This window comes from Nitratireductor aquibiodomus, assembly GCF_900105565.1.
Taxonomy (GTDB): domain Bacteria; phylum Pseudomonadota; class Alphaproteobacteria; order Rhizobiales; family Rhizobiaceae; genus Nitratireductor; species Nitratireductor aquibiodomus.
In genome coordinates this window covers 883,397-897,309 of the sequence record NZ_FNSL01000001.1, presented here as the reverse complement: position 1 = coordinate 897,309, position 13,913 = coordinate 883,397, and the positions used below count along the sequence as shown (strand labels likewise).

Genomic DNA, 13,913 nt, shown 5'->3' with positions numbered 1-13,913 from the left:
CCTGCCGGGAGGGCGGAAACTCATAAATTCGAATAAAGGGAAAAGTGAAGGCTTCTGTTGCCAGGTGCCTTCGAACCCCGCCTGAAAGTGCGAACCCTCAGGAGTTTAAGTGAAGCTGTCGCACCGCATTAAGCAGCGAGACGTGCCTCCGCATAGTTGTCGTTTGCAACTACTGGTTTGACCCGATAACGGTGGTATCATGCCGAGCGAAAGTCCGATCTTTACACCCTCGTCGATCCTGTTTCGCCCCCATCAGAAGCCGTCTGCGGGCTGATTGCCCCGGGCGGTTTCTGGTGGAGGCGCCGGGCACTGCCCCCGGGTCCGAATGGTTTATTACACCGTCAGTTTATCGCCATAGTCGGTCAAGCCGACGAAGCGAATATAGTGGGGCAGCCGCACCAAGAAAAGGGGGATTCTGGCGAAAAGGCGTTTCGGCATTGACTTGACGTCATGCTTTGCGGAATGTCTGCAACGGTGTGGGAAGGAACTTTGGCAAACGTTGAGGTTGCGTTGGTGGCCGGATCGTGTCGAAGGGGGCCCACGATTTGAAACGAGGGAAAAGTCATGGCCGATTATCTCGCGGATGTCCGCAAATATGATGCAACCGCTGACGAAGAGACCGTCAACAAGATCGTGAAGCATCTTGGCATCGCGCTGCGCAACAGGGACTCGTCTCTGGTCTCTTGCAGCGATTCCAGCGAACTCGATCGCGTGCGCGAGAGCTGGTGCATGAAGAAGCTCGGCGAAACCGACGGCGCGAAATGCGATTCCATCATCGAAAAGGTCTGCGAGACGATGTCCGGCGACAATTCGAAGGGCCGTGTGACCTTCTATTATCTTGTGGCAAAACATCTGGGCAAACTGTCCAGCCTCTGAGCCGCCACGCGACCTGACCTCCAAACGCCTCCTCCCTGCCGGGTGGGGGCGTTTTCATTTGCGCGTGTGGACGAGACCGATATTCGCAGTGCCTGTACTTTTCGTGCCGGTAGCCTGCTTTATGATGCGGCGATAACGCCAGCCCGAATCGGACCGCCATGCGCCAGTATCTCGATCTTCTTTCCCATGTCCTCGAAAACGGCGTCGACCGTGACGACCGTACGGGAACCGGTACACGCGGCGTTTTCGGCCATCAGATGCGTTTCGATCTGGAGCAGGGGTTTCCGGTTCTCACCACCAAGAAGCTGCACCTGCGCTCGATCATTCACGAGCTGCTGTGGTTTCTGAAGGGCGACACGAACATCGGTTATCTGAAAGAAAACGGCGTTTCGATCTGGGACGAATGGGCGGATGAGAACGGCGATCTCGGCCCGGTCTACGGCGCGCAATGGCGTTCGTGGCCGGCACCTGATGGCGGGCAGATCGACCAGATTGCGGCGCTTCTGAAAGGCCTGCGTGACAACCCTCATTCGCGGCGGCATGTGGTTTCGGCCTGGAACCCGGCGGAGGTCGATTCCATGGCGCTGCCGCCATGCCACTGTCTGTTCCAGTTTCATGTGGCCAACGGGCGGCTCTCCTGTCAGCTCTACCAGCGCTCCGCGGATATTTTTCTCGGCGTGCCCTTCAACATCGCTTCCTACGCGCTTCTTACCATGATGGTGGCGCAGGTGACGGGGCTGCGCGCTGGCGATTTCGTGCATACGCTGGGCGATGCACATCTTTATTCCAACCATTTCGATCAGGCGCGCGAGCAGCTGACGCGGACGCCGAAGCCGCTGCCGACGATGTGGATCAATCCGGATGTCACCGATCTCTTCGCTTTCCGGTTCGAGGATTTCCGGCTTGATGGCTATGTGGCGGATCCGTCGATCCGCGCGCCGATCGCGGTTTGACCGGGGAGGGTCTGATGAGTGTCGAACTGGTCGTTGCGATGGCGCAAAACGGGGTGATCGGGCGTGACGGCGATCTGCCATGGCGGCTTTCGACCGATCTCAAGCGCTTCAAGGCCATCACCATGGGCAAGCCCGTAATCATGGGGCGCAAGACCTGGGACAGCATTGGCAAGCCATTGCCGGGGCGGCGCAACATCGTCGTCACGCGGCAGGCGGACTATACGGCCGAAGGCGCTGAATGCGTGTCATCGCTTGATGTCGCGCTTGCACTTGCCGCAGGTGGCGAGGCGGGTGCAGATGTCTGTGTCATCGGCGGCGGGCAGGTCTACGCGGAAGCGATCGACAAGGCCGACCGCCTGCATGTCACCCATGTGGATGCGCAGATCGAAGGGGACACCGTGTTCCCTGAAATTGACCCTGAAATCTGGGAGGAGGTGTCTCGCGAGGAGGTGCCTGCCGGCGAAAAGGACGTTTACGCCACCTCCTATGTGGTCTACCAACGACGCTGAAGAGGCAGGGCAGGGCTCTCTTTTCGCTGAAAGAGTGGGAAACGCGGCGGGCTGCCGCGTTGAAAGAGGATTTGCTGCTACCTATAACTGACCGGATGGGAGAGCTGTCCTCGGCGGACGGAACCCGGATCGAGAAAAGGAACAAGAATGCCCTGGAACAATCAAAGTGGCGGAGGCGGCCCTTGGGGCGGCGGCAATAACGGAGGCCCCTGGGATCAGGGGCCGCGTGGGCCGAATGGACCGCAGGGATCTCCGCCCGATCTGGAAGAGATCATCAAGCGTGGCCAGGATCGCCTGAAGAGCGCGCTGCCCGGTGGCGGCGGGATCAGCCCGGCGATGATCGGCCTGGTGCTGATCGCGCTGGCAGGTCTGTGGCTTTTCAAGTCCGTCTACACGGTGCAGCCGGACGAACTGGCGGTTGAGCTGCGTTTCGGCAAGCCGAAGCCGGAGCTTTCCGAGCCGGGCCTGCATTTCCACTGGTGGCCGATCGAGACCGTCGAGAAGGCATCCGTTGCCGAACGGCTTGTCGATATCGGCCAGACGCGGGGCGGGGCTTCGAGCGGCCTTATGCTTTCGGGCGATCAGAACATCGTCGATGTGAAGTTTTCCGTGGCCTATCAGGTCGCTGATCCTTCCGCCTACCTGTTCAACGTCGCCAATCCCGACGAGACGCTTCGCCAGGTGGCAGAGAGCGCCATGCGTGAGGTGGTTGGGCGCCGTCCGGCGCAGGACATCTTCCGTGACGACCGCCAGGGCATCGCAGAAGATGTGCGCCTGACCATCCAGACCGCGCTCGACGAATACGGCACGGGGCTGACGGTCAATGCCCTTTCGATCGAGGATGCCGCACCGCCGCGCGAAGTGGCTGACGCGTTCGACGAGGTGCAGCGCGCCGAGCAGGATGAAGACCGCTTTGTCGAGGAGTCCAACCAGTACTCCAACCAGAAGCTCGGCCAGGCGCGCGGTGAAGCCGCGCAGATCCGTGAAGAGGCGGCCGCCTACAAGAATCGTGTCGTTCAGGAAGCCGAAGGTGAGGCGCAGCGCTTCATCTCCGTTTATGATGAATACGCCAAGGCTCCCGAGGTGACGCGCAAGCGTCTCTTCCTGGAGACGATGGAAGGCGTGCTGCAGGGTTCGAACAAGGTGATTGTCGAGCAGAATGGCGGCCCCGGTGTGGTGCCCTATCTGCCCTTGCCCGAACTTCGCCAGCAATCGCAGCAGCAGCCGCGTGGAACCGCGGGAGGGAGCAACTGATGTCCAACCGTCTTCCCATACTCGTCGTTATCGGCGCGGTTCTGCTCTTCCTGGTCTACTCGGCGATCTTCGTCGTCAACGAGCGGCAGCAGGCCATCGTCCTTCGCTTCGGTGAAATCGTCGATGTGAAGACCGAACCCGGTCTCTACTTCAAACTGCCTTTCGCATTCCTCGAGGCGGACAATGTCCAGATCATAGAAGACCGCATCCTGCGCTTCGATCTCGATGACATCCGCGTGCAGGTTTCGGGCGGCAAGTTCTACGAAGTGGATGCGTTCATCGCCTATTCGATCAACGACCCCCGCCGTTTCCGACAGACTGTTTCGGGCAGTGTTGCGCTGGCCGAGCAGCGTCTGCGCACGCGTCTCGATGCTGCCCTGCGTCGTGTCTACGGTCTTCGTGGCTTCGAGGCGGCGCTTTCGGAAGAGCGTGCATCGATGATGCGTGAAGTTGCCGAAGAACTGCGGCCTGCCGCGGCTTCGCTCGGACTTGAAATCGAGGATGTGCGTATTCGTCGGACCGATCTGACAGCGGAGGTCTCGCAACAGACCTACGACCGCATGAAGGCCGAGCGTCTGGCAGAAGCCGAGCGTCTGCGCGCACGCGGCCGCGAGGCTGCTGCACGCATTCGCGCCCGTGCTGACCGTGAGGTCGTCGAAATCCTGGCGGCTGCCCAGCGCGAGTCGGAGATCCTGCGCGGTGAAGGCGAAGCGGAGCGCAACGGCATCTTCGCCGAGGCGTTTTCGCGCGATGAGGATTTCTTCGAGTTCTATCGCTCGATGAATGCCTATCAGCAGGCGCTCGACCCGAGCGGAACCACGATGCTTCTGTCGCCCGATTCGGAGTTTTTCCGTTTCTTCAACGACTCGAGCGGTGGTGGCGCGCGTAGCTCTGCACCGGCCGCGCAGGGCGCGACCGCCGGCCAGTAACCGGCGGCTGGAATGAGCGACTTCATCGCCGCCCTGGGCCTGGTTCTCGTTATCGAGGGCCTGGTCTATGGCGGCATGCCGAGGCTGGCCAGGCGGCTTGCCGAACAGGTTCTCGACATGCCGGACAGCGCTTTGCGCACGGCCGGTATCACCGCCATGGTTCTTGGGGTGGTCGTGGTCTGGCTCGTTCGAGGATAAATCTAATTTGCGGCCCGTATGGAAACTCCATGCGGGCCGCAAACGTGCCGTAATCAGGCTCGATCATGCAGTTGTGAAATGCCTGTTAATGGAATTCGGGCAGTGTTCCGCCTAAGATTCCATTCCGACTACGGGCCGTTCCACCACGCAAGCCATCTGGAGAAATGCTCTCAATGATCCCGACGAAGATTTTACGCGCCACGCGGGTGGCACCAGTGGCCGCTCTGATTGCGCTGGGCGGCCTCACCTCGACGCCGGTGATCCTGAGCCAGCAGGCGCGGGCGGAAGGCCCGGCTTCGGTGGCAGACCTTGCTGAGCGGCTTGCCGGCGCGGTGGTCAACATCTCCACTTCCCGCTCCACCGGTGGCGGTGCGTCGGGCCGTGTCCCGCTGCCCAAGCTGCCGGAAGGCTCACCGCTGCAGGAGTTTTTCGACGATTTCTTCCAGGACGAGCCTGAACACGATCATGAGCCGCGACAGGCGCAGTCCCTTGGTTCCGGCTTCGTGATCGATGCGGAAGAAGGCATCGTCGTTACCAACAATCATGTCATCTCCGGCGCCGACGAAATCGTGGTCAATTTCACCGACGGTGGCAAACTCGACGCCGAGTTGCTGGGCGTCGACACCAAAACCGACCTCGCGGTGCTTAAGGTCGATGCCAGCAAACGCAAGCTGCAGGATGTTCCGTTCGGCGATTCCGACAAGATGCGGATCGGCGACTGGGTTATGGCAATCGGCAACCCGTTCGGTCTTGGCGGCACGGTGACGGTCGGCATCGTCTCGGCGCGCAACCGCGAAATCGGGTCGGGTCCCTATGACGATTTCATCCAGACGGATGCGGCCATCAACCGTGGCAATTCCGGTGGCCCGCTGTTCAACATGGACGGTGAGGTGATCGGCATCAACACGGCCATCATTTCGCCGACCGGCGGCTCCATCGGCATCGGCTTCTCCATTCCTTCTGCACTGGCGATCAAGGTGGTCGATCAGTTGCGCGAATTCGGCGAGACGCGGCGCGGCTGGCTTGGCGTGCGTATTCAGGAAGTCACCGATGAAATCGCCGAAAGCCTGGGCATGGAAAAAGCCATGGGAGCGATGGTGAGCGGCGTCATCGAAGGTGGTCCGGTGGACGATGGCTCCATTCAGCCCGGCGACGTGATCGTGGAGTTTGACGGTAAGGCCGTCGAGAATGTGCGTGAGCTGCCACGCATTGTGGCCGAGAGCCCGGTTGGCAAGGAAGTCGACGTCACGGTTGTGCGAAAGGGCCAGGAAGAGACCGTGCGGGTGACGCTCGGACGGCTGGAAGACAGTGAAAAACTGGCCTCCGCTGAAACCAAGGAAGACAAATCCGAAGGCGAGGGAGACGTGGTGTCATCTGCAGCCGTTCTTGGCATGCACATGGCGGCACTTGATGACGAGCTGCGCGAACGGTTCGAGATTTCCGCCGACGTTAATGGTGTCGTCGTCACCGAAGTGGATGAGGATTCGCCCGCTTCCACAAAGGGTGTGACGGCAGGCGACGTGATTGTGGAAATCGCTCAGGCCACCGTCTCGACCCCGAAGGAGGCTCTGGACCGACTGGAGGAACTGAAAGGGCAGGGCCGCCGCAACGCGCTTCTGATGCTCGCTTCCAAGAACGGGGAGCTGCGCTTCGTGACACTGCGGATGGACTGACCCCTCAACAATATTGCAGCAGATATAAAAACGGCCCGGAAGCGATTGCAACCGGGCCGTTTCGTTATCCCTGCCGGGCGCGCCAATCTGCCTGTGACAGCCGGTAGAGTGCATGCGGTTTGAGATGTGGGTGGCTGTCCGGGACGCTCGGGTGATCGAAATCGCCCGCCGGATCATGGCGCATGCCGATGCGGCGCATGACGGCGATGGAGCGGTCGTTGTCGACCACAGCGAAGGAGACGATTTCATCGAGGCCAAGCGTTTCAAAGCCGTATGCGAGCCAGGCGCGGGCGGCTTCCGTCACATATCCCTTGCCCCAGAACTCTGGAGCCAGACGCCAGCCGATCTCAATTGTCCCTTCCGGCAGGTTGGAAAGGCCCGAAGGCCGGTGCAGACCGACAAAGCCGATTGGCTCGCCGGTCTCCTTCAGCGCCGCTGCAGCGAAACCGAAGCCGTTTTGCGCGATGCCTTCACGGATGAAGTCCATCATCGCGTCCGCTTCTTCCCGATTGCGGCGAAACGGAAAGAACTCCATCACCGTTTCGTCGGAATTGACGCGATGAAAGAAGGGGCGATCTTCCTCGCACCAGTCACGAAGTATCAGACGGTCGGTCTCCAACGGTTTCATGTGACGAACTCCGTTTCGCGATAGCCCTGAAGGAAGAGAAGCGCCGTCAGATCGCCATGGTCGATGCGCACGCGCGCCTGAGCGGCGACGGCAGGCTTTGCATGAAGGGCCACGCCAAGCCCGGCCAACCCCAGCATGTCGAGGTCGTTTGCACCGTCGCCAACAGCCAGAACCTCTCGCCGTGTCAGGCTGTGCTCGGCGGCGAAACGGTCGAGCGCTTCCGCTTTGGCCGCGCGGCCCAGAATGGGTTTTGCGACCTTGCCGTTAAGCTTGTCTTCCTCTATGAGAAGCCGGTTTGCCTGCTGCGTGTGGAAGCCGAGCTTATCGCCGACGGGACCGGTGAACTGTTCAAACCCGCCTGAAACGAGCGCGGTGAACGCGCCGGCTGCCTTCATGGTGGCAACAAGCGTCGGACCGCCAGAGGCAAGCGTGATGCGCTCCTCGATCACGCTGTCGATCACGTCGAGGGGAAGGCCCCTGAGCAGGGCAACGCGCTCTTCCAGAGCCGGTTCGAAGTCGATTTCGCCGTTCATGGCGCGGCTGGTGATCGCGGCAACGGCGTCTTTCAGCCCAAGTTCGGCGGCCAGCTCATCAATGCATTCCTGGTCGATCATGGTGGAGTCCATGTCGGCAATCAGCATTTTTTTGCGCCGGCCTTCCGCTTCCTGCACCGCCACGTCCACGGGGGCGCCGGCAAGGGATTCACGCAGGAGGGCTTCTGTTGCCGCGATCTCCAGTCCGGGCTTCAGGGCGATGTCACAGGCAAGGTTTTCCCCCAGCCAGTCGATCGCGCTTGCATCGAGCGCCTTCATGGCCATAGTCGCAACGTCCGGTGTGAGTACGCGCTTCGCCGGATGGGAGATGAGTGTGGCAACGAGGGACATGAGTGCTTTCCGGAGTGTTGGGTGGCGGGGATGCTGAATGATGCGATCCTGATAGCTGGGCCAACCGCCAGCGGCAAGTCCGCGCTGGCGCTGCGCCTGGCCATGGAAACGGGCGGGGTGATCGTCAATGCCGACTCCATGCAGGTTTACGATGTGCTTCGCGTCCTTTCGGCCCGACCGGGCGCGGACGATCTCGCCAGGGTTCCGCACCATCTTTACGGCCACGTGCCGCCTTCCGTCGCCTATTCGACCGGCGCCTGGCTGGAGGATGTGGCAGCGCTTGCAAAAAAGAGCAGTCTTTCAGGCCGTCGCCCGATTTTCGTTGGCGGCACGGGGCTTTATTTTCGTGCACTCCTCGATGGGATCGCACCGACGCCACCAGTGCCCGAGGACATACGAAACCATTGGCGGCAGCGGCTTCTGGACGAAGGACCGGAAGCGCTTCATCGCCTTCTTTCGGAACGCGATGCCGCCGCCGCAGAGGCAATAGGTGTCACGGACGGGCAGCGCATCACGCGGGCGCTGGAAGTTCACGACGCAACCGGCAGAGCGCTGAGCACGTGGCAGAATGAGACGACGGTGCCATTGGTCAAAAAAAGCGAATGCACCTGTATTGTGCTTGAACCCGAGCGCGCTTTTGTCACCGAACGCATAGAGCGCCGCTTCGACAGCATGGTCGAGGAGGGGGCGCTCGACGAGGTGCGGTCTCTGCTCGCACTCGATCTTTCCGCTGCCCTGCCGGCGATGAAGGCGATCGGGGTCCCTGAACTGGCCGCATATCTGCGAAACGAGTGTTCTCTGGAAGATGCCATCATGCGGGCGAAAACGGCCACGCGGCGCTATTCCAAGCGGCAGGCAACCTGGTTTCGGCATCAGCTTGACGAGGACTGGCTAAGGCTTCCGATCGGGTCGCAAGCAGGATCAGCCGATGAACTTCTCAAGCTTATAAGAAACAATCTGGAATAGTCCAAAGTCTGTCAGTTCTACCTGTGGAGATTAACCTTGCGTAAGTGAGACTGTGCGAGAACGGCGCAAAGGGTGTCGTTCGGGGCCAGCATGCGTTTCCACAAAGCGGAGTCGGCGTTTTTTGTATTCATTTCGCTCGTTCTCGGAGCGGGAGGAATGCTTGCCTATGCCTATTGGCTGCTGCGCTCGGGTATCACCACTTTTCCTGTCCCTCAGGATCTCGGAAGTTTCATCCAGCTTCTGTTCATTACGGGTGTGCTGCTCGCCACGGCCACTATCTTCGGCATGTTCTTCATTTACCCGCTGATCCGCACCCAGGTGCAGGAGGAGGGGAAGCTGCGGGCGATGACGGAGACGCTGAGTGCGCGATCCGAATCCCTCCAGCATGCCGCGCTAACCGACAGCCTCACGGGAATGCAGAACCGCCGTTTCTTCGACGATGCACTGCGTGAGTATCTGCAGGAATTCCGCCGCATCGAAAAGCCGGTCGGCCTGATGGTGCTCGATCTCGATCACTTCAAGCAGGTCAACGACACACATGGTCACGATGTGGGCGATGAGGTGCTTCGCGCGGTGGCGCGGTGCCTTAAGGATCTGACTCGCTATCACGATGTGGTGGCGCGCATGGGGGGCGAGGAATTTGCCATCGTTGCTCCAAACATGAACAATCAATCGCTGGTGAAGCTGGCTGAACGCATTCGCCGAGCGGTCGACGCGTTGACGATCGAGTCATCGAACGTGAACATCCGCGTCACCATCAGTGTCGGGCTGTCGATCTGGAACGGTCGCGAATCGGCTGAAGAGTTCTATCGCCGTGCCGACAAGATGCTCTACGAGGCCAAACGTCTGGGACGCAACCGCGTCTGCGCCTGACCGGCAACCGCTCTTTTCTTCAACGGGTTTCGGGTGCCAGTTTCACGTGGCCTGCGCCTGCGTGCGCCTATGCCAACCGTAGCGATATGAGCTCTCTGGCCGGCGTTCGGAATGGAGAGGGGGCGCGCCCGTCAGCGGGTTCCGAATTTGCCCCGCGGTTGGGGTGTCACGCCTGCATAGCGGCTGCTGCCGGGAGCCTCATGGGACACAGGTGCGGAAGGGGCCGGTCGCAAATGCGCCGTGGTTTCGGACGGCTCCGGGGCATACCCCCGGTCGCCAGCCTGCATTCCGGCGGGAACTGGAGCGCCGATGTTGGGCGCTGTCTCCACCTGTGTGCGCATCGAGCGTCCGGTATCGCGCAGGCGACTGACGATTGAGGCCAGGTCCACCGCCCGGTCGATTTCCTCGGGGTTCGAGACCTTCTGCTTTTCGGTGTCCCGGACGCCCGGCAGAGCGTGAGGCGGCAGGGCTTCGAACTTCATGCGCATGGTGGTCGCCACACCTTCGCCAAATGCAATGGCCTCGCGTCGGCCCATGGCAGACAGGAAGGAGAGCATGGACGCGGACGAATCCGCAATTGCCGAGCGGATGATCGCCTGGTCCTGATCGTTGGCAAGCCGCATGGCGAACACCGTCGAGCACTGTGAGAGCACCGTCGGGTCGAGCTCGCCGGGGCGCTGGGTTATCACACCGAGATAGCAGCCATACTTACGCCCCTCCTTGGCGATGCGCGCCAGCGCATGCCGGGTGGGCGCAAAGCCGAGCCGTGGGTCGGCCGGCATGTAGCGGTGAGCCTCTTCGCAGACGACCAGAAGATTGAGCTTGCCCTCGCTCCATAGAGCAAGGTCAAAGGCGAGACGTGCCATGACCGAACAAACGGAGTTTACCACCTCCGGCGGCATGCCGGCCATCTCGAAACAGGTCACCGTCTTGCCATGGCTGGGAACACGGAAGAGCCTGCCGATCGTTTCGTGGATCGTATCCTCAATGACCCGCGCCGCAAACATGAAGCGGTAGCGGGGATCGCTGATGGCCGCTTCGATGCGCACCTTGAGGCTGCGGTAGAGCGGTCGCTCCACCTTGTTTTCGAGCAGGCCGATCCGTTCGTCAATCTCCTTGAGAACGTCGGCCATCCTATAGGGAACAGGTGTATCGGCTGTCAGACCGCCGCCATCATTGTTGCGTCGCAGAGCAGCCGCGCTGCCCGGGTTGCGGTAGTGATGCTTTGCATTGGGAATGAGGTCGCGGAGAAGTTCCACCTCTTCGGCGACGGGTTCGCGGCCCCGGAACAGAACCTCGACCAATTCTTCGAGGCGAAACAGCCAGAATGGGAGGTCAAGCGTGTTCGTGTCGACCCGAACGGCGTGTTCGGGCAGGGCAGACGCAAATTCGTTGTGCGGATCGAGGATCAGCACGCGCAGATCAGGCCGGGAGGCAATGGTCTTGCGCAGCAGAAGCGAGACGGCGGAGGATTTGCCAACGCCCGTTGTGCCAACCACCGCGAAGTGGCGGTTGAGCGTGTCGTCAACGGCGATGCAGGCGTCAATGGCTTCATCCTGCGACAGCTTGCCAATGACCGCCTGCTGGCGCCCGGCAAGATCGTAGACCGCCTGCAGGTCGCGTGAGCGGATGCGATGGGCGGGCGCGCCAATATGCGGGTATTCGGTGATGCCCCGATCGAAAACCGGTTCGGCGCCGCGGTCGCGGACTTCGCCGACCAGTTCGACGGAGATTGCTATGGGGTTGGCCTCGCCGTCGCGCCAGCGGTGTTGCGGCCGTTCGACGGCATAGACGAGGCCGACGGTGCGGGTCGCGCCCATGTTAATGGAAATCATCTTGCCGACGGTCCAGTGGTTTGACTGGCCGGGCTCGTCGATCTCGGTATCGGCGGCAATGGTGGCGCGGGCGCCATCGCAGTGAACCACATGGCCGAGCAGGCGCCTGCGCGGCTGATCGGCTGCGCGTCGTTCCTGCGACGTGGTTTCACCCTGCGTTGTTCCACCTTCCACAAACATCATGCCACCCCGTTATCCCTAATCCCCAACCATAGCCGTACAAGGTTAAGACCCTGTGTTTGCGGATGGTTGAGGCGGGGTAAACAGGACCGTTCAACTGGTCTGCTCAAGCCGGTTGACGGGGCGGCCAAGCAACCTTATTGTGCGCAGCCATGATGACAGGAAACATTCTTATCGTAGGAAGGCGCATGGGCAAGGCGGCGTAGCCGTCTGGCGAAAGCTCCCATGCGCGAAACACAGGCTCCTTCGGGGGCCTTTTTTATTGGCCCGGTGTTTCCTTGGGGGCAGCGGGCGGCTAAACCAACTTCGCCGGTTGACAGAATGGGCCGGCAGACAGAACGGAAAGACCAAGATGAACAAGGCAGTGTCGGAGCCAGCAGCGGATGCATCCGCCCATCACGAGATGACGGGGGCTGAAATCGTCGTGCAGGCGCTCAGGGATAACGGGGTCGAGAATATTTTCGGGTATCCGGGCGGCGCGGTGCTTCCCATCTATGATGAGCTCTTCCAGCAGGAAGAGGTCCGGCACATTCTCGTGCGTCATGAGCAGGGGGCAGGTCACGCGGCTGAAGGCTATGCGCGCGCCACCGGCAAGGCCGGCGTCATGCTGGTGACCTCGGGGCCGGGCGCCACCAATGCTGTGACGCCGCTGCAGGACGCCCTGATGGATTCCATTCCGCTTGTCTGCATCAGCGGCCAGGTGCCGACCGCTCTGATCGGTTCCGATGCTTTCCAGGAGTGCGACACGGTCGGCATCACCCGCCCGTGCACCAAGCACAACTGGCTGGTGAAGGACGTGAACCAGCTTGCGGCGATCATCCACGAAGCCTTTCATGTGGCGACCACGGGGCGTCCCGGTCCTGTCGTTGTGGACATTCCCAAGGACATCCAGTTCGCCAAGGGGACATACACGCCGCCGCAGACGGCGCCACGCACCAGCTATAGCCCGCAGGAGCAGGGCGACATCAACCAGATCAAGGCGGCGATCGAACTGATGGCACATGCCAAAAAGCCGGTGATCTATTCGGGTGGCGGCGTGATCAATGCCGGCCCCGAGGCGAGCCATCTCCTGCGCGAACTGGTGGAACTGACCGGCTTTCCGATCACCTCGACGCTGATGGGGCTGGGTGCCTATCCGGCTTCCGGCGACAACTGGCTCGGCATGCTGGGCATGCACGGCACCTATGAAGCCAATATGGCGATGCATGATTGCGACGTGATGCTGTGTATCGGCGCGCGTTTCGACGACCGCATCACCGGACGCCTCGACGCTTTCTCTCCCAACTCACGCAAGATTCACATCGACATCGACCCGTCCTCAATCAACAAGAATGTCCGCGTCGACGTGCCGATCATCGGTGACGCCGGCCGGATTCTCGAGGATCTCGTGCGCCTGTGGCGTGCGACGGCCAAGGCCGACAAGGCCGCGCTCAAGCCATGGTGGACGCAGATCGATATTTGGCGGGCACGCGATTCTCTGGCCTACAGGCCGAACGAGGATGTGATCATGCCGCAATACGCGATCCAGCGGCTCTACGAACTGACCAGGGATCGGGACGTCTATGTCACGACCGAAGTCGGTCAGCACCAGATGTGGGCCGCCCAACATTTCGGCTTCGAAGCGCCCAATCACTGGATGACGTCGGGTGGCCTGGGCACGATGGGATATGGTCTCCCGGCGGCGCTGGGCGTTCAGATCGCGCATCCCGATGCGCTGGTGATCGATATTGCCGGCGATGCCTCGGTGCAGATGACCATTCAGGAGATGAGTGCGGCGGTCCAGCACAACGCGCCGATCAAGATCTTCATCCTGAACAATCAGTATATGGGCATGGTGCGTCAGTGGCAGCAGCTTCTGCACGGCAACCGCCTGTCGCACTCCTATACCGAGGCGATGCCCGATTTCGTCAAGCTGGCTGAGGCCTATGGCTGCCACGGCATCATGTGCGACAAGCCGGCGGCGCTGGACGATGCCATCCGCGAGATGATCGAGGTGAACAAGCCGGTGATCTTCGACTGCCGCGTTGCGGCACTCGCCAACTGCTTCCCGATGATCCCGTCCGGCAAGGCGCACAATGAGATGCTGCTTCCCGACGAGGCCAGCGACGAGGCGGTCGCCAACGCGATCGACGAAAAGGGCCGGCAACTGGTCTGA

At 61.2% G+C, this 13,913-nt stretch carries 13 protein-coding genes and 1 other RNA gene; 10 read left to right on the top strand and 4 right to left on the bottom strand.

The annotated features are described in order from the left end of the window. Positions 1-43: 43 nt before the first annotated feature. Positions 44-411: a transfer-messenger RNA gene (gene ssrA, locus BLW55_RS04260) on the bottom strand. Positions 412-564: 153 nt separating this feature from the next. On the opposite strand from ssrA, the gene BLW55_RS04255 reads away from it, so the two are divergent. The 7 genes from BLW55_RS04255 to BLW55_RS04225 all read left to right on the top strand — a co-directional run bounded on the left by BLW55_RS04255 (position 565) and on the right by BLW55_RS04225 (position 6,392). Next, entirely contained in the window at positions 565-876 is a 312-nt protein-coding gene (locus tag BLW55_RS04255) for a DUF2853 family protein (protein ID WP_007007744.1), read from the top strand. Between the two features lie 158 nt (positions 877-1,034). Further along, positions 1,035-1,829: a thymidylate synthase gene (locus BLW55_RS04250; protein WP_090326932.1), complete on the top strand. Its 795-nt coding sequence runs from the start codon at positions 1,035-1,037 to the stop codon at positions 1,827-1,829. Between the two features lie 14 nt (positions 1,830-1,843). Next, a complete protein-coding gene (locus BLW55_RS04245; RefSeq protein ID WP_090326930.1) occupies positions 1,844-2,338 on the top strand; it encodes a dihydrofolate reductase in 495 nt (164 codons plus the stop codon). A 147-nt stretch (positions 2,339-2,485) separates the two neighbouring features. Further along, complete coding sequence (gene hflK / locus BLW55_RS04240; RefSeq protein ID WP_090326927.1) at positions 2,486-3,592, top strand: FtsH protease activity modulator HflK; 1,107 nt, start codon at positions 2,486-2,488, stop codon at positions 3,590-3,592. Continuing rightward, the gene (hflC, locus tag BLW55_RS04235; RefSeq protein ID WP_007007748.1) at positions 3,592-4,521 is read left to right on the top strand and encodes a protease modulator HflC; all 930 of its coding nucleotides are present in this window, start codon (positions 3,592-3,594) and stop codon (positions 4,519-4,521) included. The genes hflK and hflC overlap by 1 nt, the downstream gene beginning before the upstream one ends. Positions 4,522-4,533: 12 nt before the next feature. Beyond that, a complete protein-coding gene (locus BLW55_RS04230; RefSeq protein WP_007007749.1) occupies positions 4,534-4,719 on the top strand; it encodes a DUF2065 domain-containing protein in 186 nt (61 codons plus the stop codon). Between the two features lie 173 nt (positions 4,720-4,892). Further along, positions 4,893-6,392 carry a DegQ family serine endoprotease gene (locus tag BLW55_RS04225; protein ID WP_090326925.1) on the top strand — a complete coding sequence of 500 codons (1,500 nt, stop codon included), beginning with the start codon at positions 4,893-4,895 and terminating at the stop codon, positions 6,390-6,392. A 64-nt stretch (positions 6,393-6,456) separates the two neighbouring features. Here the strand turns inward: BLW55_RS04225 and BLW55_RS04220 are convergent, their stop codons facing one another. Both BLW55_RS04220 and serB read right to left on the bottom strand, forming a co-directional pair. After that, complete coding sequence (locus tag BLW55_RS04220) at positions 6,457-7,020, bottom strand: GNAT family N-acetyltransferase (RefSeq protein ID WP_090326922.1); 564 nt, start codon at positions 7,018-7,020, stop codon at positions 6,457-6,459. After that, complete coding sequence (gene serB / locus BLW55_RS04215) at positions 7,017-7,904, bottom strand: phosphoserine phosphatase SerB (protein WP_090326919.1); 888 nt, start codon at positions 7,902-7,904, stop codon at positions 7,017-7,019. Before serB ends, BLW55_RS04220 begins: the two co-directional genes overlap by 4 nt. A 30-nt stretch (positions 7,905-7,934) precedes the next feature. Between serB and miaA the strand changes: the two genes are divergently transcribed. Further along, positions 7,935-8,870 (top strand): tRNA (adenosine(37)-N6)-dimethylallyltransferase MiaA, encoded by a 936-nt coding sequence (gene miaA / locus BLW55_RS04210; RefSeq protein WP_090326917.1) that lies wholly within the window; start codon positions 7,935-7,937, stop codon positions 8,868-8,870. A 90-nt stretch (positions 8,871-8,960) separates the two neighbouring features. Further along, complete coding sequence (locus BLW55_RS04205; protein WP_007007754.1) at positions 8,961-9,743, top strand: GGDEF domain-containing protein; 783 nt, start codon at positions 8,961-8,963, stop codon at positions 9,741-9,743. 131 nt (positions 9,744-9,874) lie between these two features. Here BLW55_RS04205 and BLW55_RS04200 read toward each other — a convergent pair whose 3' ends face one another. Beyond that, a complete protein-coding gene (locus BLW55_RS04200; protein ID WP_040664937.1) occupies positions 9,875-11,758 on the bottom strand; it encodes an ATP-binding protein in 1,884 nt (627 codons plus the stop codon). A gap of 352 nt (positions 11,759-12,110) precedes the next feature. Here BLW55_RS04200 and BLW55_RS04195 point away from each other — a divergent pair, with 352 nt between their 5' ends. Continuing rightward, positions 12,111-13,913, top strand: coding sequence for an acetolactate synthase 3 large subunit (locus BLW55_RS04195; protein WP_090326914.1), 1,803 nt, complete (start codon positions 12,111-12,113; stop codon positions 13,911-13,913).